Annotated in this window: 23 protein-coding genes and 1 other RNA gene; 10 read left to right on the forward strand and 14 right to left on the reverse strand. The window is 54.4% G+C overall.

Going from position 1 to position 23,332, the window contains the following annotated elements; genetic code table 11:
* Nucleotides 1-352: 352 nt before the first annotated feature.
* Nucleotides 353-1,159 (reverse strand): 4-hydroxy-tetrahydrodipicolinate reductase, encoded by an 807-nt coding sequence (gene dapB / locus KUC_RS04120; protein WP_007111840.1) that lies wholly within the window; start codon nucleotides 1,157-1,159, stop codon nucleotides 353-355.
* 149 nt (nucleotides 1,160-1,308) lie between these two features.
* Nucleotides 1,309-1,590, reverse strand: a complete 282-nt coding sequence (locus tag KUC_RS04125) for a DUF2218 domain-containing protein (protein WP_007111841.1) — start codon at nucleotides 1,588-1,590, stop codon at nucleotides 1,309-1,311.
* Between the two features lie 264 nt (nucleotides 1,591-1,854).
* On the opposite strand from KUC_RS04125, the gene KUC_RS04130 reads away from it, so the two are divergent.
* The 3 genes from KUC_RS04130 to KUC_RS04140 are packed head-to-tail and all read left to right on the forward strand — an operon-like array spanning nucleotide 1,855 to nucleotide 4,821.
* A complete protein-coding gene (locus KUC_RS04130) occupies nucleotides 1,855-2,988 on the forward strand; it encodes an ABC transporter substrate-binding protein (RefSeq protein ID WP_040479472.1) in 1,134 nt (377 codons plus the stop codon).
* Nucleotides 2,978-4,078 carry a FecCD family ABC transporter permease gene (locus KUC_RS04135; RefSeq protein ID WP_040479475.1) on the forward strand — a complete coding sequence of 367 codons (1,101 nt, stop codon included), beginning with the start codon at nucleotides 2,978-2,980 and terminating at the stop codon, nucleotides 4,076-4,078. Before KUC_RS04130 ends, KUC_RS04135 begins: the two co-directional genes overlap by 11 nt.
* Nucleotides 4,072-4,821: an ABC transporter ATP-binding protein gene (locus KUC_RS04140; RefSeq protein WP_007111844.1), complete on the forward strand. Its 750-nt coding sequence runs from the start codon at nucleotides 4,072-4,074 to the stop codon at nucleotides 4,819-4,821. The genes KUC_RS04135 and KUC_RS04140 overlap by 7 nt, the downstream gene beginning before the upstream one ends.
* Here KUC_RS04140 and KUC_RS04145 read toward each other — a convergent pair.
* The 4 genes from KUC_RS04145 to grpE all read right to left on the reverse strand — a co-directional run bounded on the left by KUC_RS04145 (nucleotide 4,799) and on the right by grpE (nucleotide 9,883).
* Nucleotides 4,799-5,710: a DMT family transporter gene (locus tag KUC_RS04145; RefSeq protein ID WP_040479478.1), complete on the reverse strand. Its 912-nt coding sequence runs from the start codon at nucleotides 5,708-5,710 to the stop codon at nucleotides 4,799-4,801. The genes KUC_RS04140 and KUC_RS04145 overlap by 23 nt on opposite strands.
* A gap of 89 nt (nucleotides 5,711-5,799) precedes the next feature.
* Nucleotides 5,800-6,945: a molecular chaperone DnaJ gene (gene dnaJ, locus KUC_RS04150; protein ID WP_007111846.1), complete on the reverse strand. Its 1,146-nt coding sequence runs from the start codon at nucleotides 6,943-6,945 to the stop codon at nucleotides 5,800-5,802.
* 176 nt (nucleotides 6,946-7,121) lie between these two features.
* Nucleotides 7,122-9,056, reverse strand: a complete 1,935-nt coding sequence (gene dnaK / locus KUC_RS04155) for a molecular chaperone DnaK (protein ID WP_007111847.1) — start codon at nucleotides 9,054-9,056, stop codon at nucleotides 7,122-7,124.
* 185 nt (nucleotides 9,057-9,241) lie between these two features.
* Complete coding sequence (grpE, locus tag KUC_RS04160) at nucleotides 9,242-9,883, reverse strand: nucleotide exchange factor GrpE (RefSeq protein WP_007111848.1); 642 nt, start codon at nucleotides 9,881-9,883, stop codon at nucleotides 9,242-9,244.
* Nucleotides 9,884-10,094: 211 nt separating this feature from the next.
* Here grpE and recN point away from each other — a divergent pair, with 211 nt between their 5' ends.
* On the forward strand, nucleotides 10,095-11,768 hold the full coding sequence (recN, locus tag KUC_RS04165; protein ID WP_007111849.1) for a DNA repair protein RecN: 1,674 nt from the start codon (nucleotides 10,095-10,097) through the stop codon (nucleotides 11,766-11,768).
* Between the two features lie 150 nt (nucleotides 11,769-11,918).
* Here recN and fur read toward each other — a convergent pair whose 3' ends face one another.
* A complete protein-coding gene (fur, locus tag KUC_RS04170; protein WP_007111850.1) occupies nucleotides 11,919-12,371 on the reverse strand; it encodes a ferric iron uptake transcriptional regulator in 453 nt (150 codons plus the stop codon).
* Nucleotides 12,372-12,443: 72 nt separating this feature from the next.
* Between fur and bamE the strand changes: the two genes are divergently transcribed.
* Nucleotides 12,444-12,902 carry an outer membrane protein assembly factor BamE gene (gene bamE, locus KUC_RS04175; RefSeq protein ID WP_007111851.1) on the forward strand — a complete coding sequence of 153 codons (459 nt, stop codon included), beginning with the start codon at nucleotides 12,444-12,446 and terminating at the stop codon, nucleotides 12,900-12,902.
* A gap of 6 nt (nucleotides 12,903-12,908) precedes the next feature.
* Here bamE and KUC_RS04180 read toward each other — a convergent pair whose 3' ends face one another.
* Nucleotides 12,909-13,226, reverse strand: a complete 318-nt coding sequence (locus tag KUC_RS04180; protein ID WP_007111852.1) for an RnfH family protein — start codon at nucleotides 13,224-13,226, stop codon at nucleotides 12,909-12,911.
* A complete protein-coding gene (locus tag KUC_RS04185; protein WP_040479482.1) occupies nucleotides 13,216-13,650 on the reverse strand; it encodes a type II toxin-antitoxin system RatA family toxin in 435 nt (144 codons plus the stop codon). The genes KUC_RS04180 and KUC_RS04185 overlap by 11 nt, the downstream gene beginning before the upstream one ends.
* 125 nt (nucleotides 13,651-13,775) lie before the next feature.
* Between KUC_RS04185 and smpB the strand changes: the two genes are divergently transcribed.
* Together smpB and ssrA are read left to right on the forward strand one after the other, a co-directional pair.
* Nucleotides 13,776-14,267: an SsrA-binding protein SmpB gene (gene smpB, locus KUC_RS04190; RefSeq protein WP_007111854.1), complete on the forward strand. Its 492-nt coding sequence runs from the start codon at nucleotides 13,776-13,778 to the stop codon at nucleotides 14,265-14,267.
* 45 nt (nucleotides 14,268-14,312) lie between these two features.
* Nucleotides 14,313-14,693: a transfer-messenger RNA gene (gene ssrA, locus KUC_RS19240) on the forward strand.
* Between the two features lie 78 nt (nucleotides 14,694-14,771).
* Here ssrA and KUC_RS04195 read toward each other — a convergent pair.
* The 3 genes from KUC_RS04195 to KUC_RS04205 all read right to left on the reverse strand — a co-directional run bounded on the left by KUC_RS04195 (nucleotide 14,772) and on the right by KUC_RS04205 (nucleotide 16,495).
* Nucleotides 14,772-15,170, reverse strand: coding sequence for a lysozyme inhibitor LprI family protein (locus tag KUC_RS04195; protein ID WP_050804807.1), 399 nt, complete (start codon nucleotides 15,168-15,170; stop codon nucleotides 14,772-14,774).
* Between the two features lie 170 nt (nucleotides 15,171-15,340).
* Nucleotides 15,341-16,024, reverse strand: coding sequence for a metal-binding protein ZinT (locus KUC_RS04200; RefSeq protein ID WP_007111856.1), 684 nt, complete (start codon nucleotides 16,022-16,024; stop codon nucleotides 15,341-15,343).
* 264 nt (nucleotides 16,025-16,288) lie between these two features.
* Nucleotides 16,289-16,495: a cold-shock protein gene (locus tag KUC_RS04205; protein ID WP_007111857.1), complete on the reverse strand. Its 207-nt coding sequence runs from the start codon at nucleotides 16,493-16,495 to the stop codon at nucleotides 16,289-16,291.
* A gap of 369 nt (nucleotides 16,496-16,864) precedes the next feature.
* On the opposite strand from KUC_RS04205, the gene KUC_RS04210 reads away from it, so the two are divergent.
* Nucleotides 16,865-17,821: a calcium/sodium antiporter gene (locus KUC_RS04210; protein WP_007111858.1), complete on the forward strand. Its 957-nt coding sequence runs from the start codon at nucleotides 16,865-16,867 to the stop codon at nucleotides 17,819-17,821.
* A gap of 87 nt (nucleotides 17,822-17,908) precedes the next feature.
* Entirely contained in the window at nucleotides 17,909-18,466 is a 558-nt protein-coding gene (locus KUC_RS04215) for a transporter substrate-binding domain-containing protein (protein ID WP_040479485.1), read from the forward strand.
* Between the two features lie 9 nt (nucleotides 18,467-18,475).
* Here KUC_RS04215 and KUC_RS04220 read toward each other — a convergent pair whose 3' ends face one another.
* Together KUC_RS04220 and KUC_RS04225 are read right to left on the reverse strand one after the other, a co-directional pair.
* Nucleotides 18,476-20,275, reverse strand: coding sequence for a TRAP transporter permease (locus KUC_RS04220; RefSeq protein WP_007111860.1), 1,800 nt, complete (start codon nucleotides 20,273-20,275; stop codon nucleotides 18,476-18,478).
* A 96-nt stretch (nucleotides 20,276-20,371) separates the two neighbouring features.
* On the reverse strand, nucleotides 20,372-21,349 hold the full coding sequence (locus KUC_RS04225) for a TAXI family TRAP transporter solute-binding subunit (protein WP_007111861.1): 978 nt from the start codon (nucleotides 21,347-21,349) through the stop codon (nucleotides 20,372-20,374).
* A gap of 460 nt (nucleotides 21,350-21,809) precedes the next feature.
* On the opposite strand from KUC_RS04225, the gene nhaD reads away from it, so the two are divergent.
* A complete protein-coding gene (gene nhaD / locus KUC_RS04230; protein ID WP_040479488.1) occupies nucleotides 21,810-23,288 on the forward strand; it encodes a sodium:proton antiporter NhaD in 1,479 nt (492 codons plus the stop codon).
* Nucleotides 23,289-23,332 lie beyond the last annotated feature (44 nt).

Genomic DNA, 23,332 nt, shown 5'->3' on the forward strand with positions numbered 1-23,332 from the left:
GGGGCGCAGGCTCAGCAATTTCTTCATTAATCCACGACGCTAGCTATCAAACTATCGCCATTAAAACTGTTGCCATTAAAACTGTTGTCAGTAAAACAAGGGCCGTAAAAAAGCGGGACGAAGCCGATAAAAAGAATCGGTTTCATCCCGCTTGTTGTTCGATGCCCTTCAAAGCCACACACTAAACATCAAAACTGCCAGCGGACTCGGGGGCAGGCTTTGGGCTGGCCAACGCAACAAGCGCGCCGTTTAAGATTTCTAAGCCACCCGGCCAAAATTTTTGAAATGTTACAGGAATTCTTGACCTAAGACTACCCCTTAATGTCAGGGCCGTTCTAGCATGAGTGATTCCTTAATCCAGGCCCAACACATCCTGCATATCGTATCGGCCGTTCTGTTTGCCAGCGACCCAGCGCGCAGCTCGTACCGCCCCTTTGGCAAATGTCATCCGGCTGGAAGCTTTGTGAGTGATTTCGATACGTTCGCCTTCGGTAGCAAACATCACAGTATGTTCGCCGACGATATCCCCCGCGCGCACGGTGGCAAAGCCGATCTCTTTGTCGGTGCGCGGGCCGCACTGCCCTACTCGTTCGAACACGCCGTGCTCTTTCAGGTTGCGGCCCAGGCTATCGGCGATGACTTCGCCCATTTTGATCGCGGTGCCGGAAGGTGCATCGACCTTATGGCGATGGTGAGACTCGATCACTTCAATATCGTAGCCTTCATCGCCCAGTGCCTTGGCAGCGGTTTCGAGCAGCTTCAGGGTTAAATTAACCCCAACGCTCATATTAGGCGCGAACACCATGGCTACCTTATCGCGGTAGCTATCAAGCTCAGCCAGCTCGACATCGCTCATGCCGGTGGTGCCAATCACAATACGCTTACCGTGTTCAGCGCAGAACACCAGGTTAGCCAGCGTGACCTGCGGAGCAGTGAAGTCGATTAACACATCAAAGTCATCGACAATCGACTCCAGGGAATCCACTGCGACAACGCCGCGCTTACCCACCCCGGCAAGTTCGCCAATGTCGGCGCCCGCCAAGGAGCTGCCGGGCTCCACGATCCCACCGGCTAGCGTCGCCTCTGCCTCTTGCTCTACAGCGTTTACCAATGTCCGGCCCATACGGCCAGCCACGCCTACTATGGCAATTCGAGTCATGCGAACTCCTGCGCTCTGCGTTTCAGTTGCGTGCAAAAAAAGCGAGATCAAAATTTGTCGCGATTATAGCAGAGGCGCCGGCGCATTCGGCGTTCGACATACGCGAGCTGAAGCTCCCTCCCACAATGGCTAACCTCGCAAAGAGCAACTCAGTTCTCCCACACTATCGCCAGCTCTTCATCGCCTGCCATTCGCATCAGATGACGCTCGACCACACCTTCAAGCTCATCCAAATGCTCCTCTTCGAGGGTTTCGAGGGCCACTACTAACTTATCGGCCTCAGCCACCATTAAACAGGTGCCGGTGGCAAACGTAATGGTAGCTTGCTGATCACTCTGCTCGACCTCCAACTTGTGCGCCCAGTGTTTGCAGAGTCGATTCATTAAACGTTCGGCGGAAGGCGTGATGATTTCAACACGAGATAAAGGCATAGCGGCCTCTCCATAAATGTAAGTACTTGCTAGCTAAAAAGCGTCAACAACCCATTGCCGTTCAGAGTCCAAGACGTGAAGCCGTCGCCGAAGAATAAATGGCAAGAGCAAAGCGTAGCATGTGAACCATTAAGTGCTGTACCCCAGTGATGCTGTCCAAACGCTAATCAGTTACAATAGCAACTGCATCTCTATGCTATCAAATCGTCATAGCGCATCAGTGATGCCAGCCCTGTTAACCAATATCGACCAACGAGTTAAAAAATGCTCAGTTCTCCGCCTGTAAAAATTCTGCTTGGTACGCTTATCAGCCTTGCTTGCTGCGCCACTGCTGTGGCTGACGATATCACCATCACCGATGTGGCTGGCCGCCAGGTCACCCTAGACGCCCCTGCTGATCGGGTTATTTTAGGCGAAGGGCGGCAAATTTATCTGCTTGGGCTACTCGAACCGGAAGACCCTTTTGCCCATGTGGTCGGTTGGCGCGAAGACTTTTCTCAGGCGGACCCTGATAACTATGCCCGCTATCTAGAGCGCTTCCCAGAGATTGAAGACATCCCTACCTTTGGCGGTTTCAAAGACGGCACCTTCGATGTAGAGCAGGCCGCCGCGCTTAACCCTGACGTAGTGCTGATGAACATTGAGGCAAAAGCTGCCACCGAAGACGCCGCCTACGACGACAAGTTGGCGCAATTGGGCATACCGATCATCTACGTGGATTTTCGTGAAGACCCACTTGAGCACACCATTCCCTCCATGCGCATCATCGGCCAGATCATGGACGATGAAGAGGCCGCAGAAGCGTTTATCGAATTTGCCGAGACTCAACTGGCACGGGTAACCGATGTGATTGCCGAGGCCAACCCTGATCGCCCCAGCGTATTTATCGACCGGGCAGGCGGCTACTCCGACGAGTGCTGCATGAGCTTTGGCCCTGCCAACTTTGGCGATTATGTCACTCTGGCGGGCGGTAGCAATATTGCCGAGGGCATTATTCCTAACAGCTTCGGCAACCTGAACCCTGAACAGATTATTGCCGCCAACCCCGATCACGTCGTTGTCACCGGCGGCAACTGGGATGCCTATGTGCCTGGCGGCGGCTGGGTGGGTGTAGGGCCGGGGTCGGATATGCAAAAAGCGCACGCCAAGCTGGAAGCGCTGACCGAGCGCACCGCGATGACCGGCATTACGGCCGTTGAATCGGGCAACTTCCACGCCATTTGGCACCAGTTTTACAACAGCCCCTACTACTTCGTCGCCGTGCAGCAGCTAGCCAAGTGGCTACACCCCGAGCTGTTTGAAGACCTGGATCCCAACGCTACGATGGAAGAGCTGCACGAACGCTTCCTACCCATCGACTATGAACCCGGCTACTGGATATCGCTGCATGACGACTGATACGCAAGTCTCGGAAACGAAGGTATCGGAAACAGAGGTGTCAGAGCACGTCTCACAGGGACGCGCCTTCTACCATAGCCAGGTTTTCCGCCGCCAAATGATATTGGTAGCACTGGTGTTAGCGCTGTTTTTTAGCCTCTGCGTTGACTTGGCGCTCGGGCCTGCCCGTTATAGCCTGGGCGAAGTGGTCGCAGCGCTATTTACGCCAGACAATGTCAGTCAGCAGGCGCGGGTAATTCTGTGGGAAATCCGCATGCCGGTGGCGCTGATGGCACTGGTGGTCGGCGCCAGCCTGTCGGTGGCCGGGGCGCAGATGCAGACCATTCTAAGCAACCCGCTAGCCAGCCCCTTTACGCTGGGAATTTCCGCCGGGGCCAGTTTTGGCGCCGCTCTGGGCCTGGCATTTGGTGTCGCCATTGTACCCGCAGCAATTGAGTTTGTGGTGCCCATCAACGCCTTCGTGATGGCCATGTTCACCGCCTTCTTAATTCATGCCTTAAGCCTTAAGCGCGGCGTGACGGTAGAGACCATTGTGCTGCTTGGCATCGCCATGGTGTTTATTTTCAACTCGCTAATGGCGCTGATTCAGTTCTTTGCCAGCCAAGAGGCAGTTTCCGCGGTGGTATTCTGGACCATGGGCAGTTTGACCAAAGCCACCTGGCCCAAGTTCTGGATCGCCCTTAGCATTCTTGCCTTGTCGATGCCGCTGCTTGCCCGGCATGGCTGGGCGCTGACCGCCATGCGCCTGGGCGACGCCAAAGCCGAGAGCATGGGCGTCAATCCCCGCGCGCTACGCTTGGAAGTGCTGGTACTGGTATCGCTACTAGCCGCCATCGCGGTGGCGTTCGTGGGCACTATTGGTTTTATCGGCTTGGTGGGGCCGCATATTGCGCGCATTTTACTGGGCGAGGATCAGCGCTTCTTCCTGCCCGGCTCGGCGCTGTGCGGCGCACTGATCCTCTCCGTTGGCTCGGTCATTTCTAAGATCATTATCCCCGGCACCATTATTCCCATTGGCATTATCACCTCGCTGGTGGGCATTCCCTTCTTCCTATTTCTGGTGCTTAACCACAAGAAGGCCTCATGGTAACCCTACAACTAAACCGTGTATCCGCCCGCTATGGGCGGCAGCCTATTCTGGAAGGGATCACCACCCCCTGCTTTCAAGGTGGGCAAATCGTGGCCCTGCTGGGCCCTAATGCGGCGGGTAAATCGACGCTTTTTCGACGCATACTGGGCTTACTGAAAGGCGAAGGCGAGGTGATTATCAGCGGCACCAGCGCCGAGCGCCCCGTGGGCTATATGCCTCAGGACACCGGCGCCAAGGCCGTGCTGACAGTATATGAATCGGTGCTTTTGGCGCGTATGCAGGGGCGCGGATTAAAAGTACAACCTGAGGATTTAGCACAGGTTGATCGCGCGCTTGAGGAGCTCTCTATCGCGGCCCTTGGCGAACGCGATATCGGCGATCTTAGCGGCGGGCAGCGTCAGTTAGTCAGCGCCGCCCAAGCGCTGGTCCAAGAGCCGGAGATTTTGATGCTGGACGAGCCGACTTCGGCGCTCGACCTTAACCGCCAAATCAGCCTGTTAACGGTGCTGCGCCGGTTGGCCGACGAGCGCCAGATGCTGATTCTGGTGGCACTCCACGACCTGGGGCATGCGCTACGCTTCGCCGACGCGGCCATGCTGCTAGAGAATGGCCGCCTGATTGCCTGCGGCCCTACCGCTGAAGTGATCACTCCTTCGCTGCTACGCCAGGTCTACCAGGTAGCAGCGCGTATTGAGCCGTGTTCGAAAGGTCAGCCACAGCTTATCGTCGAAGCAGCCATCTAGCCGTTAACTTAAGCCGCCGCCCTTCCATCGCCGCTAGCGCTACCCCGGATAACATCAGCGGTAGCGCTAGCAGGAAGCCGCTGGAGACCGGTATGCCAAACAGCACCCAATCGGCAAGCACGGGCCACACCAGAGCAATATATTCAAACGGCGCTAAACGCGACGCCTCGGCGTAGCGTAGAGCTAATGTCATCGCGATATGCGCAGCGCCGCCAAACAGGCCCGATAGCACTAAGAGCGCGAACTCAACTCGATTAAGCGCTGCCCAGCCCAATGGAAGCGTGGCCAACCCGGCCAGCGCAGCCACCAAGATAAAATAGAAAGCGATGGAAGCTGCCGTCTCGGTGCGCGAAATACGCCTGACGGTCAGTAGCGCCCCAGCGGTTAACAGCGCACTTAGCGCCCCTAGCGCGTACCCGGTCGCCTGGCCGTTACCGGAACTGGCATTGAGCCCAGGCAAAATCAGCACTGCCACTCCAGCAACCGCCAATATTATGCCGCCAGCGCGGTAGAGCGAGAAGCGCTCCCCCAACAACAGCACACCGCCTATCGCCATAAACACCGGCGTTAGCTGGGCCAGCAGGGTTGCCTCAGCAACGGGCAGAAGCGCCACCGCTGCAAAAGAGGCAAACATCGCCGCCGCTCCCAGCCCAGAACGCAGCGCATGCCCCAGCGGGCGGCGCGTCGCTACCCCGTGGGGAAACTCCCGCCGCAGCAGCAGAAAAATCACGATAGGCAGCAGCGCAAACAGCGAGCGAAAAAACACCGACTGACCCACCGGCACGTCGTCACTGACTGCCTTAATGCACACCAGCATCCCGGTAAACAATAGGCCTGACAGTACCCGCAGCAAAATACCCATGGTGGGCCGTTCTTCAAGGTGATCCATTGTGCTTAACATTCCTTAAACAGCAAAAACCCCCGGGCGAACCGAGGGTTTTTGAACCAAACCACTAACTGATAACCATTATCGCAGAATCACGGCTTCATATCTTCAAAGAAGCTCTTCACACTGTCGAAGAAGCCGGTTTTCTTAGGCGAATGGTTGTGGCTATTGCTGTCGTCGAAGCTCTTTTGCAGCTGGCGCAGTAGGTCGCGCTGCTCGTCGTTAAGCTTGACCGGCGTTTCCACTACCACCTTGCACAGCAGGTCGCCTGGCATGCCGCCACGTACGGGCTTGACGCCTTTACCGCGCAGGCGGAACAGTTTGCCGGTTTGGGTTTCCGGCGGAATTTTCAGCTTCACGCGGCCGTCTAGCGTGGGTACTTCAAGCTCGCCACCTAGCGCTGCGTCGACGAAGTTGATTGGCACATCGCACTGCAGGTGCTTTCCGTCACGCTGGAAGATATGGTGCGGCTTGATCGCCACCTGCACGTACAGATCCCCAGGCGGGCCACCGTTAACGCCACTTTCGCCTTCGCCATTCAAGCGGATACGGTCGCCGGTATCCACGCCGGGCGGAATCTTGACGGACAGCGTGCGAGTCTCGCGTACGCGCCCTTCGCCATTACACTTATGGCACGGCACTTTAATGTGCTGGCCAGAGCCATGGCAGGTGGGGCATGTTTGCTGCACAGCAAAGAAGCCCTGCTGCATGCGCACCTGACCGTGGCCGTGACAGGTCGGGCAGGTCTCTTTCGAGGAGCCTGGCTCGGCGCCGCCACCATCGCAGCGGTCACACTCGATATGTCGCGGAACGCGAATATCGACTGTGGTGCCTGCAACGGCGTTCTCCAGATCCAGCTCTAGGTTATAGCGCAGGTCGGAGCCGCGTGCTGGGGCATTGGGCCCACGGCGACGACCACCGCCTCCGCCAAAAATATCGCCAAATACATCGCCGAAAATGTCGCTGAAATCGCCGGCACCTGCGCCGCCGAAACCACCGCCACCACCTTGGCCATCAACGCCCGCATGGCCGAATTGGTCATAGGCAGCGCGCTTTTCGCCGTCGCTGAGCACTTCATACGCTTCGGACACTTCGCGGAATTTTTCCGCTGAGGTTTTATCGTCCGGGTTTCGATCAGGGTGGAATTTTTGCGCCAGACGGCGATAGGCCTTCTTGATCTCTTTCTGATCGGCCCCTTTTTCGACACCCAGGACTTCGTAATAATCGCGTTTGGACATAGGCCCTACGCCTCCTGGTTAGCTACGCACTCAACTGAATATTTAACGACATAACATTTAGCTGCATATTTAACGACATACTTACCGTCATAATTAGTTACGTGCGTCTTGGCCGCGGAAACAGCAACGCGGGAGTAAGCTCCCGCGTCACCGCTGACCTTGGCAGAAAGAGGATGTTACTGCTTTTTCTGATCGTCGTTGACTTCTTCGTACTCGGCGTCAACCACATCTTCTTCCGGCTTGGTGCCCGCGTTCTCGGCACCTTCACCGCCCTCTTGCTGCGCCGCTTCGGCCTGCTCGGCGTACATCTTCTGGGCTAGCTGGCCAGAGGCTTCGGTCAGTGCATCCAGCTTCTTCTGAATGTTATCGACGTCGTCACCTTTAACCGCTTCTTCCAGCTCGCTGATTGCGGTCTCAATCGCCTGCTTCTCGTCATCAGTGGCTTTATCACCCGCCTCTTCCACCGTTTTGCGCGTAGCGTGAATCATGCCATCGGCTTGGTTACGCAGTTGCACCAGCTCTTCGAACTTCTTGTCCTCTTCGGCGTGAGCTTCGGCATCGCGCACCATCTGCTCAACCTCTTCCTCCGACAAGCCGCTAGACGCCTTGATGACAATCGACTGCTCTTTGCCAGTGGCCTTGTCTTTTGCCGACACGTTCAGGATACCGTTGGCATCCAAGTCGAAGGCGACTTCGATCTGGGGCACGCCGCGCGGTGCAGGCGGAATGTCGGCAAGATCAAAACGACCCAGCGACTTATTCTGCGACACTTGCTTACGCTCACCCTGCACGGCGTGAATGGTCACCGCCGTTTGGTTGTCATCCGCCGTAGAGAAGGTTTGTGTCTTCTTGGTCGGGATGGTGGTGTTCTTGTCGATCAGCGGCGTCATCACGCCACCCAGGGTTTCGATACCCAGGGTAAGCGGGGTAACGTCGAGCAGCAGAACGTCTTTAACGTCACCACCCAGTACGCCGCCCTGAATCGCTGCGCCAACGGCAACCGCTTCGTCCGGGTTAACGTCTTTACGGGCTTCTTTACCGAAGAAGTCAGCGGCTTTCTTCTGCACCATCGGCATACGTGTCTGGCCACCGACCAGGATCACTTCGTCGATTTCAGACGCAGAAAGGCCAGCGTCTTTCAGGGCCATTTTGCACGGCTCGAGCGAGCGCTGAACCAGCTCTTCTACCAGCGATTCCAGCTTGGCGCGTGTCACTTTAACGTTAAGGTGTTTCGGGCCAGTGTTGTCGGCGGTGATGTAAGGCAGATTCACGTCGGTCTGCTGGGCGCTGGAAAGCTCAATTTTGGCTTTCTCGGCGGCTTCTTTCAGACGCTGCATGGCCAGGTTGTCGCCGGACAGATCAATGCCGCTGTCAGACTTGAACTGGTCAACCAGGTAGTTGATCAGCGCCAAGTCAAAGTCTTCGCCGCCCAGGAAGGTGTCACCGTTGGTGGCCAACACTTCAAATTGGGTTTCGCCGTCGACATCGGCAATTTCGATGATTGAGATATCGAAGGTACCGCCACCCAGGTCGTAGACCGCGATGGTTTTGTCGCCGCGCGATTTGTCCATACCGTAGGCCAGTGCGGCAGCGGTCGGCTCGTTGATGATGCGCTTAACGTCTAGACCCGCAATGCGACCGGCGTCTTTGGTCGCCTGACGCTGGCTGTCGTTGAAGTAGGCCGGTACGGTAATGACCGCTTCGGTCACCGCTTCGCCCAGGTAGTCTTCGGCGGTCTTCTTCATTTTCTTCAGCACTTCCGCGCTTACCTGCGGCGGCGCCATTTTTTTGCCTTTTACTTCAACCCAGGCATCACCGTTGTCGGCTTCGGTGATTTTGTACGGCACCATTTTGATGTCTTTTTGAACAACGTCGTCTTTAAAACGACGGCCAATCAGACGCTTGATGGCGTACAGGGTGTTTTCTGGGTTAGTAACGGCCTGACGTTTAGCCGCCTGACCTACCAGCGTTTCACCATCATCGGTATAAGCGATGATAGAAGGCGTCGTACGGCCGCCTTCGGCGTTTTCAATAACTTTAGCGCTGTCACCATCGAGCACGGCCACACAAGAGTTAGTGGTGCCCAGGTCGATACCAATTATACGTCCCATAGCAATACCTCGAATTCGGTTGTTACAAAACTGAAAATTTAGCTTTTAAAGCTTGTCTGCGGGTTTCCCCGCGGGGTTGCCCTTTATTTGGGGGCCGCCGCTGACATTTCAAGGGCTTTTTTTTCACACTGTTATTTCACGCTCTTGTTTCACACTCTTATTTCAGACTCTGTGCCGCCGGTGGCTTAATCGGCCTTTTTACTCACTACGACCATGGCTGGGCGCACCAGGCGTCCATTGAGCAAATAGCCTTTCTGCATCACGTCCATCACGGTGTTCGGATCAAGATCCGGGTTAGGCACCATGGTCATCGCTTCGTGCACCTGCGGGTCGAAGGGCTCACCATGGGGCTCAATGCTTTCAACGCCGAATTTGTTGAGCACATCCAGCTGCATCTTCAAGGTCATTGAGACGCCTTCACGGTGAACGTCTGAGGCACCCTCTTCCATGGTCTCAAGCGCTTTTTCCAGGCTATCCACTACCGGCAGCAGTTCTTTAACGAACTTTTCCAGGGCAAACTTGCGCGCTTTTTCCGCTTCCTGCTCCGCACGTCGGCGCACGTTTTGCGCTTCAGCGGCGGCACGCAGGGCTTGATCCTTAGCCTCAGCCAAGCTCTGCTCTAACTCGCCCACTTGGGCAGCTAGCATTTCCGCTTCGGGGTTGTCGGAGCTGCCTTCTAGCGCCTCTTCGTCATTGATCAACCCTTCAAGTTCGCCCTCCATCAAGCGCTCTTCAGCGACCTTCTCAGCCGCTTGCTCGGCGCCATCGGCTTCTTGCTCGTGGCGGGCTAGCTCATCGTCCATCGGTGTTTGCGGTTCTTTCGCCATGTTGTGCTCCTCAAAAGTAGGGCGCGGCCACGCGGGCAACGCGCAAAGAAGTAAGCCTTTAAGTCACTCGCTTTAACTGATCATGCAAGCTATATGGGGGCCATAAATTCCATCTCAAGAGGTGCATTGAAGTGAGTTATTAACTACTGTATAAATCAACAACTATTGGATAAGTATCCAGCTTCTATGCTGTACCGCCTCAGGAGGCGCCATGCTTACTCAGCTAGCTATTCAAGATTTCGCCATTGTCGATCACTTAGAGCTCGACTTGACCGGCGGTATGACCGCGATTACTGGGGAGACCGGGGCGGGCAAATCGATCCTGTTAGGCGCCCTTGGGCTCTGCCTGGGCGAGCGTGCCGACGCTGGCAGCGTGCGCCACGGCCGTGAGCGTACCGACCTCTCCGCGCGTTTCGATATTCAGCACCTGCCCGCCGCCGTCGAGTGGCTAACGGCTCGGGAGCTCCCAGCAGAAGAGTGCTTACTGCGCCGCGTGGTCACCGCCAACGGCCGTTCCAAAGCATGGATCAACGGCCAACCCGCGACCATATCCGACCTTAAATCTCTCGGCGAGCAGCTGATTCAAATTCATGGCCAGCATGCTCATCACGCTTTAATGCGCGAAGAGACTCACCTTGCCTTGCTAGACGATTACGCAGGCCTAAACGATGCCAGCGCTCAATTAGCCGAAACGTTCCGCGAATGGCGCAATGCACGTCGTCAGCTGAAGAAGCTAAGCGAAGAAGGCAGTGAAGTAGAAGCCAAACGGCAACTGCTGCGCTATCAGGTAGAGGAGCTGGATCAGCTTGCTTTAGCGGAGGGTGAATTAACCACCCTAGAAGAAGAGCAGCACACCCTGGCTCACGCGGAGGAGACCCTGCGCGAAACCCAGTTTGCCGCCGACTGCTGCGCCAGCGATGAAGGCGGTGCGCTGTCTTTACTCAACCAGGCGTTCGCTCACTTAAGCGCGCTACCGGGGAGCGACAAAGGCACCCTGGCCAACACACTGGCCATGTTGAGCGATGCACGCATTCAAGTGGAAGAGGCCTCCAGCGAACTCAACCGCCTCGCCAGCACCACCGAATTAGACCCTGAACGGCTCGCCTGGGTAGAAGAGCGAATGACCGACGTGCATCGGATTGCCCGCAAGCACCACGTTGCCCCTGAAGAGCTATGCGCCCTGCATGCTGACCTAAAGCGGGAAGTTGCGCAGCTTGAAGAAGGCGGCAATGACCTTGAAGCCCTTAGTGCGCGGGTAGTTGAGCTACGCGAAGGCTACCGCCAAGAGGCGAAAAAACTCACCGAGAACCGCCAAAAAGCGGCCCTTCGCTTGGGCAAAGAAGTGCAGCAGCAGCTGGGCTTTCTAGCCATGGGCAAAGCGCGTTTTGAAGTGGAGGTCACCGCCAAAGACGCGCCCTCCCCTGAAGGCCTTGATCGTGTGCAGTTTTTAATTAGCGCCAACCCCGGCCAGCCCGCTCGCCCATTAACCAAAGTAGCTTCCGGCGGCGAGTTGTCGCGGATTAGTCTGGCGATTCAAGTCGTCGCGGCGACGCACTCAACAGTGCCCAGCCTGGTGTTTGACGAAGTGGATGTGGGCATCTCGGGCGCCACCGCAGAGATCGTTGGCCAACTATTGCGCAAACTGGGCGAAAACGGTCAGGTTATGACCGTCACTCACCTCCCCCAGGTGGCGGCACAGGCGCACCAGCACCTACACATTGAGAAACAGGCGAAGCGCGATACAACACTGACTCAAATGGCACTCCTCGACGAACAGGGGCGCATCAGCGAACTGGCACGCATGCTAGGCGGTGTGACGCTTTCTGACCAAACACTCGCTCACGCGCGGGAGATGCTCCACGCCAGCCAGCGTCCACCACACTGATACCAGATACCTGATACGCCAAAGGACTGGACAAACACAAACGCCCCTAACTACTGAGCGAATTCACTTAGCGAATTCGGCCCAGTAGATTAGGGGCGCTGACATTTCGAACAACGACTAACATTTTAGACTAGCGACGACCCAGGAACATTATTTCTTGTTCGTCGGCCCGCTGTCCTGGCGCGTTACGTCCGAACCGCGCGGACGCACATAGAGCACCAGGGCATGATCCACTAGTTCGTAGCCGTGCTCTTCAGCAATTTCTTGCTGACGACGCTCGATGATCTCATCAACAAATTCAATGATTTCACCGCTTTCAAGGCACACCATGTGGTCATGGTGATCCTCTTGGGTCATCTCGAATACCGCATGTCCTCCGTCGAAATTATGACGAATAACCAAGCCCGCTGACTCAAATTGAGTCAATACGCGGTATACGGTTGCCAAGCCAACATCTTCGCCCGCATCGATCAGTGTTTTGTACACTTCTTCCGCGCTAAGGTGGTGCTGACCCGAAACATTTTCGAGAATTTGAAGTATCTTGACGCGCGGCAGGGTCACTTTTAGACCGGCTTTGCGCAATTCATGGTTCTGATCGGCCATGGTCGCTCTTCGCAGTAACTGGTTAGGTCGGGTATGATCAACCGAAACCACGATAGTGAAGAATAGGCCCAAATGCAAAAATTGACTCAAATCATCACGCTCTCCGTTGCCCTTACCGTTATTAGCGGCTGCAGCTACGTAGGCGTGTACAAGCGCGATATTCCCCAAGGCAACCTGATCACTCAGGAAATGGTTAGCCAGCTTCAGCCAGGAATGACCCAAGAGCAGGTTACTTATGTGATGGGAAGACCGTTGCTAGAAGCGCCCTTTGACGCCAGCCAGTGGGATTATGTGTTTCGTTTAGATAAAGCGTATGGCGATGTAGAGCAGCGCCGCGTAACGCTCACCTTCGATCCACAGGGTCGTCTAATAAACATTGAGCAAGAGGGTGATTTATCCAAACCGCTGCCGCTTGAAGGTGAGAGCAGCATGGGCCCGGCAACGGAAGGCGTTGACCCAATGGATGCGCTACCTGAAGAGAGCACCCAGATACGGCCACCAGCGAGCGTACAGCCCACTCAACAGCCTTAAAGCGCTTTACCCGCCCAGGTCGCTCGCTTGGCGCTTAGCACGCTCTAGGCGAGCGACCTTGGGGTCAACAGCCAACGGTCGGTAAACTTCTACACGATCCCCATCGCGTAACAGCTGGGTATCGGGATTGCGTAGCGCCTTACCGAAGATACCCAGCGGTGCCTGAAAAAACGTATCGCCGGGCACATCAGGAAATAGTGCGGGCAAATCAGCCAAAGCAACGGCCTGGCGCGCGGTCGTGCCCTCAGGCACGCGCAGAGCCACTATGCGCTGTCTAGATGGAAGCGCATAGGCTACCTCAATGGCGAGCGTTTCAGCGCCCATACAGCTCATTAGCCCGCTTGGTGAAGGCATCGACTAGTTGGCCGGCGATTTGCTGAAAGAGCTTGCCGAACGCCATACCGAGAAGACGATTGGCGAACTCAAATTCCATCTCAAGGCTCACTTTGCAGGCACCCTCACCCATGGGGATAAATAGCCAGCGACCTTTAAGCCGCTTGAAGGGACCTTTTACCAGCGAAAGCTCTATACGCTCAGGCGCAAAAAGTTCGTTGCGAGTGGTAATGGTTTGCTCGACTCCAGCGCGCCCTAGAGTCATTTCGCCGATCAGATGCACATCATCATGCTCGAGCAAACGCGCCTGACGGCAGCCTGGCAAAAACTCCGGGTAGCGCTCGAAGTCATTAACCAGATCGAACATTTTCTGGGGGGTGTGCCGCACTAAGGCGGAACGATTGACGGTTGGCATTGACCTCTCCGCTGACTTCACAGTGCCCAAAGCGTATCATGGGAAACATTTTTCAGATCCTAAATGGTATCACGCCTCCCCAAATAACGAAGGGGATGCCACTGACAGATTAATTATGAGGTTCCATGGCCACTAAGAAAGGTAACAGTAAAGGTCCCGGTAGCAGCGTTATCGCCCAAAACAAGAAGGCCCGATTTGAATACCATATCGACGAAACCTTCGAGGCAGGTCTATCACTCGCTGGCTGGGAAGTTAAAAGCATGCGGGCCGGTAAAGCTCAGCTCACCGATACCTACATTTTGGTGCGCAACGGCGAGGCGTTTCTGCTGGGTAGTCATGTGATGCCGCTTAACACGGCAAGCACCCACGAGATTGCCGACCCGACGCGCACCCGTAAACTGCTGCTGCATCGTAAAGAGATTGCCAAGATATTTTCAGTCACCCAGGACAAAGGCCATACCTGTGTGCCTCTTAAACTTTATTGGAAACGCAATAAAGTGAAGTGTGAGCTAGCGCTAGTGACTGGTAAACAGCTGCATGACAAGCGCGCCACAGAAAAAGACCGCGACTGGAACCGTCAAAAAGGTCGGATTATGCGGGAACATACCAAGGCTTAACTGGTCAATCAGCTGTGAGCACGTTAGAATGCTTACCTGTATTAAGGGGGCGACATGGTTTCGACGCTGGTGACAACCCTTGCGGTGCATGCCGAGAGCGTGATGTATCTCGTAAATCCCACATCACGAAAAAATAGTCGCAAATGACGAAAACTACGCTCAAGGCGCGCTAGCAGCTTAAACACTGTTAGCTTCTTGTCTGGCCCCAAGGTGATGTGCCTATTCATCACTGCGGGGATACGAGCTAAAGCTGATAGGACCGCGTTTGGTGGTGTCTTCTCGCCAAGCGTTAAACTTTAGAAGGCTCGCGTTGCTGAATCCTGACCGTCGGAGTCAGTCGCGCTAAACTAAATGACGGAATCTAAGCATGTAGAGCCAATAGGCGCGTGCTGGCGGACGCGGGTTCAATTCCCGCCGCCTCCACCACCTTACTATACAAATCAAGCACCTACGGGTGCTTTTTTTGTGTCTGTAGCAGCCTAATTTACCGCAAAAGAACGCCTTTTAGCGCGGGCAGCTCAAATCCCCTTCTTCGCAGCTAGCATGCTCACGCAATCTCTCCGTGCGCTGCTCTGTGAGTACTTTAAGGCACCCATTGCGGACCATAGGCTGTGCGCTACCGCCTTCTACCGCACTACTTTCATACGCACACTCTGCATCACGAAAGCCGATCCAGGCCCGCTGCGCCGCTCTAAGTTTTTCAAGCGAGCCTGGATTACTTGCCAGCTTGCCCACCAGCGCTTGGTAAGCCTCGTTAAGTTTGTCATCGGCCGTTTGGTACGACATTGCCGTGCACTGGTTTAGTTCTGTTTGCGTATTCGCGTTATCACACGCCGCGCTAGCCATGGCATAGCCATTTGTAACCAAAAGCCAGGCGACCAGAAAGAATTTGAACAAGCGCATAGTAAGCGTCCCTCTCACGTTTTTGGTAGCACCACACAGATGTAAGCTTAGGCCTAATTTTCAAACACAACATTTCATTTGTACCCATAAAAAGCAAAGCGCCAGCATTTCTGCCAGCGCTTTGCTTCTCACCCACGTATTAAAAAGAAGCTATTATTCATCGCCACTAATTAGTGAGCCAGCATCTCATCTACGATTTCATCGCCACTTAGCTCCGAGGGGTAATAAGTAGGCCAGTTCGTCACTTCTTCTAGCAGCGCTTCACGATCATCGCCCCAGTAAAGGTGGTAGTGATGCGCATCAGTGGGGTAAATACTGTGGTCGCTAAATTGGATATATTGAGGCAGATCGTCAGATGTTTGTTCAAGCTCATAGATAAACCGCACACCTCGGTTACCTGCTTGGTAAGTTAGAATTTCATAGCCATCGTATTGATACTTGCCTGATCTCTCTTCACCATTTTCGTAGAAGGTGACGCTATTGCCATCGATAACGATCCTATCTACACCCGTTTGATAACCAATATTATAATAGGCTTTGTACTCATCGGCGGTTTTATCGCCACTCTCTGCCTTCTGCGTAAAAACTTCATCCAGCGTGCCATCCTGCAGGTAGGGATAAACGGACTGCCAATCGCCCTCCCAATCAGAAAGCGCACGATCCTCAACCTGCTCATCATCAAAATAGCCTGAATAGATATCGCTATCGTGGTCGTGGTCGTGGTCGTGGTCGTGGTCGTTATGAACATGGTCGTGATCATGCTCATGATCGCTGGCGCTAACGCCTTGAACGCCCGTCAGTATCAATGCACTCAATACAAGTGCGCTGGCGGCTTTAAGTGGCAATGCTGTCATATTCGGTTTTCCTTTGGCTGTTCATAAAACAAGTCACCAAAAAAGATATATTATAACATAACAACAAATCAAGCTCGTTTTTGCATTACGCGAATAAACACCTATGAAACTAAGGAATTGATCGCAGAGCTTTTGCTGATCTAATAACGGGTACAGCTGTTCTTAGGGAAATATTTTTTAGCGGACACAAACGCATCGGGCCCCGCCTAAGCGGGGCCCGATCATCGAATCTAGAAGATTCGAGAACTTAAATGATCGCTAGGATCAAGAAAGAAGCTTAATGTTTGAAGCTTGAAGGCCTTTCTGACCCTGGGTAACGTCAAAAGAAACGTTAGCGCCTTCTGGAAGGGTTTTGAAGCCATCAGACTGAATTTCAGAAAAATGAGCAAAAACGTCATCACTGCCGTCAGAAGGAGCGATAAAGCCAAAGCCTTTAGAATCGTTGAACCACTTAACTGTGCCAGTTGCCATGATATAAAATCCTTTTCGCGAGTCGCGAATTGTAAAAATCCTGGTATTACCCAGATAAATAGTGAGTAGAACAAGGAATACAATTACAGACTACCGAAAGAATTCGAATGCTTCTGGAACCATGCTTGCTTGCTAACTTACTAACTGCACACATCTTGCCATGTAGTTGGCAGCAGGTCAAAGCCTTTGTGCTTTTTAATTTGTTGTTCTGCCTCTTACTAGCCGTTTTAAAACCGCGCAAACTACCAAAATAGCCGTAATCTTGCCAGCAAGTTAGGCACTATTAATCCGACCGCCTAGCGCGCTTGGCTTGCCTTGTGAATCCCGCGTCATTTACGGCCTGGCGAGCACTTTGGAAGAGACTTTAACATGCTATATGGACTTAGTTTGTTGGCGGGTATTGCCCTGTTGACCCTCGGAGGGGAATCGCTTATCCGCGGCGCGGTGGCTGGCGCACTAAGAGTTGGGGTTTCGCCACTGCTAACAGGGCTTGTGGTGGTTGGTTTTGGTACCTCAGCCCCTGAACTTGTGGTTTCGATTGATGCCGCGATTAACCAGCAGCCTGACATTGCAGTTGGCAACATTGTGGGCAGCAACATCGGCAATATCTTATTGATTCTGGGCATGTGCGCGGTTATTTGCCCAATGGTGGTTCAACCTTTAGCGCTGCGCCGGGATGGCCTGGTCGTAGTGCTAGCCAGCCTGCTGTTTATTGGCCTCTCCTTCGGCGGTGCGCTGGGGCGCTTTGATGCCGCAATTTTTATAGCGGGCCTCGCCGGCTATCTTGTTTGGGCCTACTTAAGTGAAAGCCGTCAGCACATTCCCGCAGCAGAAATGCACGCTTCGGAAGCAGAAGAGATGACCAAGCTCCCCACCACAGGCTGGATGATAGCCGTAGCGCTAGTGATTGGTTTGGGCATGCTGATTGGTGGGTCACAGCTACTCTTATTCGGCGCCATTGGGTTGGCCCAGGCCATGGGTATTTCCGAAGCGGTGATTGGTTTAACCATTGTCGCTGTAGGCACCTCGCTGCCAGAAATGGCCGTATCGGTAATTGCTGCTCTACGCCGTCATGCGGATGTTGCCGTCGGCAATATTCTGGGCAGCAATATTTTCAACCTGTTAGGCATTCTGGGTATCTCTGCGTTTTTACAGCCGTTGCCCCTTGCGCCTCGGGTGGCCATGTTTGACCAGTGGGTAATGCTGGGAGCCGCAGGTGTACTGGTGCTGTTTTTGTATACCGGTATGCGCCTGTCGCGCTGGGAAGGGGCAGCACTGCTCGCAGGCTATGCCGCTTATATAACGTTAAGCTTTACGATCTTTTAAGATGATCTAATCGTCAATTGTGCCAGGCCAAAAGCTCCAGCGCTTTTGGCTCGATGACTTGATCATTTAGCGTGGAGAAAAATCACCGTGCACATTGCAACCTTGGGGCCTAGTGGCAATAACCATGAACTGATTGCCAAGCGCTATCTCAAAATGCGCTGCTCTGGCGAAGGCAGCGTGACACTCTTCAGCCAGTTTGAAGAGGCCTTTCAGGCGCTCCTCGCTGGTCAAGTGAACTACGTTCTACAGTGCACCGCTCATGCAACGCATAGCGATTGTGTTGGCCGCTATATGCATCGGGCTTATCCCGTGGACACCTTTATAGCCGGCAGCAAGCCACTGGCGCTGATTGCCCAACGCGCCGCTGTTCGCCCCACCCAGGTAGCGCTACAACCGGCGACACGCTACTACACCGACTTAACGGCCTATACAGAGATCATAGACGCCCCCACCACAGTGGCAGTGGCAGAAGGGCTTCTGGCGGGACGTTTTGAGGCGGGCATTTGCGCCGAAGAGGTGCTTGAGCAGGCGCCCGAGCAACTGCGCTTAGTGCAGTCACTGGGACCTGCGTTGGATATCTGGGTAATGTTTGCCACCACCCCACTACCCACCTCTTCGCCGCTACGGCTAGACGCTGATGTTTAAACAGCCGAGCTAAACTATAAAGATCAGAATAATGCCTCCCACGATCAACGCGACCCGCTGCCACAGCGCTTTTCGCGCAATAACGCCGTAAGAGATCGCACCTAAACCAATCGCCACCTTCAGCGCATCTAACAAAGCGCCGGAAGGATTAAAGGCCAGCTGGATCATCTCTGGGTTAGCCACCATGGCTAAGGGAATGATGTATAGCCCTATCCCTAACGCCATTGCTTTGATTGCGACTTTTAGCCAGTTCTCCCCCACCATGCCCGCAGCGATAAACACACCGCCACACACCGGTGGCGTGATCGTTGAGAGCAGCGCGTACCAGAATACAAACAGATGCGCCAAAAGCGGTTCCAAACCTAGCGAGGTCAGGGCAGGCCCTGCGACAGAGACACAAATCACATAGGCGGCGGTGGTCGGCACCTCCATACCTAAAATCAAGCAGGCGAGCGCCGTTAGTAGCAAAGCTGGCCAGAGCATGTCGTTGGAGAGCGATAAAATGCCTGAGGTGATCTTGACGCCCAACCCCGTCAACGACAGCACACCGACTACCAGCGAGGCACACAGGATAATGGCGCCAATGACGGCAATCTGACGCCCAGCGGTGACCACTGCCTCGGCTAAGCGGCTGGTAAAGCCGGGGAGCGAAAAGCGCAGCGTCACATTAAAGAAAAGCAGCGCTATTCCCGCGAAAATCGCAATGCTAGCGGCATACTGGGGAGTAAAGCCGCCGTTAAAGATGCGTTCTAACAGCAGGACAAAGGGGATGGCGAAAAACAGCGAGGTAATCACTACCTCTTTCACGCTGGGGCGCTCGCTTTCGGCCACGGGCTTTAGATCATGCCGGGTCGCATAGGCATTAATACCTACCCAGACGGTCAGAAAGTACAGCACCGCTGGTAGCAAGGCCGCGGCCATAATCTGGGTATACGGCGTGCCGGTCAGTTCCACCATCACAAACGCACCCGCGCCCATCAGCGGCGGCATAATTTGTCCGCCGGAGGAAGCAACAGCTTCCACCGCGCCAGCCAGCGAACGCGGGTAGCGCAAACGAACCATGGAGGGAATGGTGATTGCCCCAGTGGAAGCGACGTTGGCAGACGCTGAGCCGGATATAGAGCCCATCAGCGCCGAGGAAATCACCGCAACCTTAGCAGCCCCACCGGTGAGCCGCCCTGCCACCGCGCTGGCCAGATTCATAAACCCCTGGCCTGCCTCTCCGGCGTTGAGTACCGCGCCGAAAATCACAAAAATCGCCACCACGCTGACACTCACTCCTGTCAGCGATCCCCATAGCCCACCTTCAGCAATCGTGAGCGTGCCCACCATGCTGGGCAGCGGTAGCCCTGGGTGACCAAAAGCGCCCGGCACATACTGACCAAAAGCGCCATACAGTAAGGCCAACAAGGCCACCAGCGGAAGAGGCCAACCAATGGCTCGGCGGGCAATCTCTAGCGCTAAAGCAATCAAAAACAGACCAATGCCCATCTGTAGATGGGTATCAATAAAGCCGTACTGGTTGGCTAGCGCAGCTTCGTTAAACGCGATATAGCCACATGCAGCAATGCCCAATACCGTCAGTATCCAACCGCTTATTCGCTGCGTCGGCGTGTTGGCCATATAGACCAGCACCCAAGGCAACAGCAGCGCCATATGCAGAGGCCGACTAACGAGCGCAGGCGTTAAACCATAAAAAATCAAGCCAAGATGGAACACCACACTGACCGCACCTAACGCCATCCAGCCCGGCGCTATTGAGCGATCATTAGAAAGGATCGCCGCTGGCGACGAGGTAAAAACACGCATGCCAAATTGCCTATCAATACTGCATCAATACAGTACTGCCACAGCGCAAATACCGTGGCAGCGGGAAGATGGAGGGTGGAGGATGGAAAAAAGTGATTAACGCAGAGCGTCAGGCACCTCTACCCCCGCTTCTTGGTAATAACGCAACGCACCTGGGTGGAGCGTGCCGGTCATGTTTGCCAACATATCGGGGCTAATGCTGCTCCACCACGCAGCCTCTTCCGCCATGGCATCGCGGCGTTCCCAAAACGTCTTGGTTAGCGTATAGGCAGTCTCGTCGTCCATCGACGTTGTAGTGTAAGCGATCACCGGTAGCGACGTGGTTTCGACATCTTTATCTACACCAGGGTAGGTACCGCCGGGGATCGTTTGGCGTGGTGCACCGATCTGTTCGATTTGCTCATCGGTGAGGCTAATTAAGGTCACCGGCATGCTAGCGGCTGTCTCAATCACGTTGGGAGAGGGGAAGGAGCTGGCGGTCACAAAACCATCAATCTGGCCGTTTTTTAGTGCATCGGGGCCACTACCCATCGCCGCATCGGCAATTTTTACACTCTCTTCCAGGCCAAATAACTCAAGGTAACGAGCCGCTTCACGGGCGCCAAAGGTGCCTCGACCAATCAGTAAGTGCTTGCCTTCAAGCGCGGAAATATCAGCCACGCCTTCGTCACCCGCTAACACAAAGTGCATGGTGATAGAGGGAATCGGAAATAAGCCGCGAATTTCTTGAAAGCGGGGATTCTGACGTTCGGCAAAGGCGCCCTCGCCGGCCATGGCCTGCTCAACCAAAGCAGGTGGCGTGGTAAACACATAGTTACCTTGGCGGGCCATCACCTCCATTACGTTTTGTACCGAGCCCTGGCTCTCTTCCAGGGTGAGGATAATAGCGTCATCGGTACCCTGGCGAATCGCCTCAGAGAGCTCTACCCCCATCTGATAATAGGCGGTACCCGCTGAAGCCGATTTATAGGTCACGCGGGTTTCAGCACTGGCAGAGAGAGCAGTACCTGCCAAGGCGAGCGTAGCCACCGACACGCCAAGCGTGCGATATAGGGAGCGAAAGGGATTGCGCATCTTTGTATTCCTTAACGTATTCAGTAGCCGTTTTTAATCGGCCTCGTTTTTATCTTATCCAGTTGTTACATGACCAAGCTAAGAGCGTGGCTCGCCTCAACATATCACGACTGCACTTAGCCGGGCACTCTCCTCCTCCGCCCTGCACACCATCCTGACCGCATTCACGAGGTCTTTTTTGAATCAAAACATTAGCGAAAGCAGATATAGAATCTGAATCTGATCCAACAGTGCTATACGGCGATAGTATAATTTTGAATCGACTATTAATCGTTTTTTAAAACTAATATTGAAATATTTACCATTACCTAAAAGATTAATTTACTAAAAAAAGATGCTATTGCCCTAAGAAGAACTACTTTCGTTCGTTTTAATAAGGTATTGCGGCGCAATATAGACTGATAGAATATGGCTGCTTTTACACTACTCCTGACAACTTAACCATGAGGAAGAGCGTCACATGCCTACGTTGTGCCAACCCTCTTGCCAGCCACGATTATATCGTCGCTGGCTTTTTTTGTTAGCGGCCTTACTATTAGGCGTAAGCCCCAGTGCTTTTGCAGTGACCGGTGAATTAGATCTAACTACCTCTACCGTTGGCTTTTTCGCGGTAGCGATTTTCGTCCTGGCCTATGCGCTCGTCATGGCGGAAGAAAAGATCCATATGCGCAAGTCTAAACCGGTGTTGGTGGCGGCCGGTATCATTTGGAGCCTCATCGGCTGGGTGTATGTCCAAAACGGCATGTCGGACGCGTCCGAGCACGCTTTCCGCGTCACGCTTTTGGAGTTCACCGAGCTGATGCTGTTCTTGCTGGTGGCCATGACCTACATCAACGCGATGGAAGAGCGCCGCGTTTTCGATGCCCTACGCTCTTGGATGCTGCGCAAAGGCTTCAACTACCGGACGCTGTTTTGGCTGACCGGCGGCCTTGCCTTTGTACTCTCGCCAATTGCCGACAACCTCACTACCGCGCTACTGATGTGCGCCGTAGTAACCAAAGTGGCCGAGGGCGACCAGCGCTACATTAACCTCGCTTGTATCAATATCGTTGTTGCCGCCAACGCCGGGGGCGCGTTTAGCCCCTTTGGCGACATTACCACGCTAATGGTATGGCAAGCGGGCATGGTGGAGTTCCAGGAGTTCTTCATTCTGTTCTTCCCCGCGCTGGTCAACTTCCTGATTCCAGCCTGTATCATGAGCCTGTTTATCAAGGATGAAAAACCCTCCAGCGTTTATGAAGATGTGTGGTTGAAGCGTGGCGCCCGGCGCATTGTGCTGCTGTTTTTGTTAACCATTACCACCGCTGTTATGTGCCATGTTTTACTCCACTTGCCTCCGGTACTGGGCATGATGACCGGCTTGGGCTACTTACAGTTTTTCGGCTACTACCTGCGCCGCAGTCTGCCTCGCTCGTTGGAACGCAAGCGCGAACGCTATAGTCGCCGCGGCGACAACAAGAAGCTTGAGCAATTGGGTGGCGTGGTGCCGTTCGATGTCTTTAACCGCGTAGCGCGCGCCGAGTGGGACACGTTGCTGTTTTTCTACGGGGTGGTGATGTGCGTTGGCGGGCTTGGTTTTATGGGCTATCTGGGCTTGTTGTCAGAAGCGCTGTATACCGGCTGGAACGCCACCGCTGCCAATATTGTATTAGGCGTTGTTTCCGCCGTGGTAGACAACATTCCGGTGATGTTTGCGGTGCTGACCATGGAACCCGATATGTCCCACGGTCAGTGGCTGCTGATTACCTTAACCGCGGGTGTCGGGGGCAGTTTGCTATCGATTGGCTCCGCGGCCGGTGTGGCGGTGATGGGCCAGGCCAGGGGTTCCTATACGTTTATGGGCCACTTGCGCTGGTCACCGGTGATTTTACTTGGCTACATCGCCAGTATTTTGGTGCATATGTGGCTTAACGCCGATAGCTTTGCGCTTTTCAGTTAAGCCAGAAAGATAGACGCTAACCTTTACCCCTTTTCAGCGTGCTG

It is taken from the genome of Vreelandella boliviensis LC1, assembly GCF_000236035.1.
Taxonomy (GTDB): domain Bacteria; phylum Pseudomonadota; class Gammaproteobacteria; order Pseudomonadales; family Halomonadaceae; genus Vreelandella; species Vreelandella boliviensis.

Bases quoted from the DNA above. Each gene is read 5' to 3' on its own strand.
- dapB (WP_007111840.1), bottom strand. From the start codon at position 1,159: ATGACTCGAATTGCCATAGTAGGCGTGGCTGGCCGTATGGGCCGGACA.
- KUC_RS04125 (WP_007111841.1), bottom strand. From the start codon at position 1,590: ATGCCTTTATCTCGTGTTGAAATCATCACGCCTTCCGCCGAACGTTTA.
- KUC_RS04130 (WP_040479472.1), top strand. From the start codon at position 1,855: ATGCTCAGTTCTCCGCCTGTAAAAATTCTGCTTGGTACGCTTATCAGC.
- KUC_RS04135 (WP_040479475.1), top strand. From the start codon at position 2,978: ATGACGACTGATACGCAAGTCTCGGAAACGAAGGTATCGGAAACAGAG.
- KUC_RS04140 (WP_007111844.1), top strand. From the start codon at position 4,072: ATGGTAACCCTACAACTAAACCGTGTATCCGCCCGCTATGGGCGGCAG.
- KUC_RS04145 (WP_040479478.1), bottom strand. From the start codon at position 5,710: ATGGATCACCTTGAAGAACGGCCCACCATGGGTATTTTGCTGCGGGTA.
- dnaJ (WP_007111846.1), bottom strand. From the start codon at position 6,945: ATGTCCAAACGCGATTATTACGAAGTCCTGGGTGTCGAAAAAGGGGCC.
- dnaK (WP_007111847.1), bottom strand. From the start codon at position 9,056: ATGGGACGTATAATTGGTATCGACCTGGGCACCACTAACTCTTGTGTG.
- grpE (WP_007111848.1), bottom strand. From the start codon at position 9,883: ATGGCGAAAGAACCGCAAACACCGATGGACGATGAGCTAGCCCGCCAC.
- recN (WP_007111849.1), top strand. From the start codon at position 10,095: ATGCTTACTCAGCTAGCTATTCAAGATTTCGCCATTGTCGATCACTTA.
- fur (WP_007111850.1), bottom strand. From the start codon at position 12,371: ATGGCCGATCAGAACCATGAATTGCGCAAAGCCGGTCTAAAAGTGACC.
- bamE (WP_007111851.1), top strand. From the start codon at position 12,444: ATGCAAAAATTGACTCAAATCATCACGCTCTCCGTTGCCCTTACCGTT.
- KUC_RS04180 (WP_007111852.1), bottom strand. From the start codon at position 13,226: ATGGGCGCTGAAACGCTCGCCATTGAGGTAGCCTATGCGCTTCCATCT.
- KUC_RS04185 (WP_040479482.1), bottom strand. From the start codon at position 13,650: ATGCCAACCGTCAATCGTTCCGCCTTAGTGCGGCACACCCCCCAGAAA.
- smpB (WP_007111854.1), top strand. From the start codon at position 13,776: ATGGCCACTAAGAAAGGTAACAGTAAAGGTCCCGGTAGCAGCGTTATC.
- KUC_RS04195 (WP_050804807.1), bottom strand. From the start codon at position 15,170: ATGCGCTTGTTCAAATTCTTTCTGGTCGCCTGGCTTTTGGTTACAAAT.
- KUC_RS04200 (WP_007111856.1), bottom strand. From the start codon at position 16,024: ATGACAGCATTGCCACTTAAAGCCGCCAGCGCACTTGTATTGAGTGCA.
- KUC_RS04205 (WP_007111857.1), bottom strand. From the start codon at position 16,495: ATGGCAACTGGCACAGTTAAGTGGTTCAACGATTCTAAAGGCTTTGGC.
- KUC_RS04210 (WP_007111858.1), top strand. From the start codon at position 16,865: ATGCTATATGGACTTAGTTTGTTGGCGGGTATTGCCCTGTTGACCCTC.
- KUC_RS04220 (WP_007111860.1), bottom strand. From the start codon at position 20,275: ATGCGTGTTTTTACCTCGTCGCCAGCGGCGATCCTTTCTAATGATCGC.
- KUC_RS04225 (WP_007111861.1), bottom strand. From the start codon at position 21,349: ATGCGCAATCCCTTTCGCTCCCTATATCGCACGCTTGGCGTGTCGGTG.
- nhaD (WP_040479488.1), top strand. From the start codon at position 21,810: ATGCCTACGTTGTGCCAACCCTCTTGCCAGCCACGATTATATCGTCGC.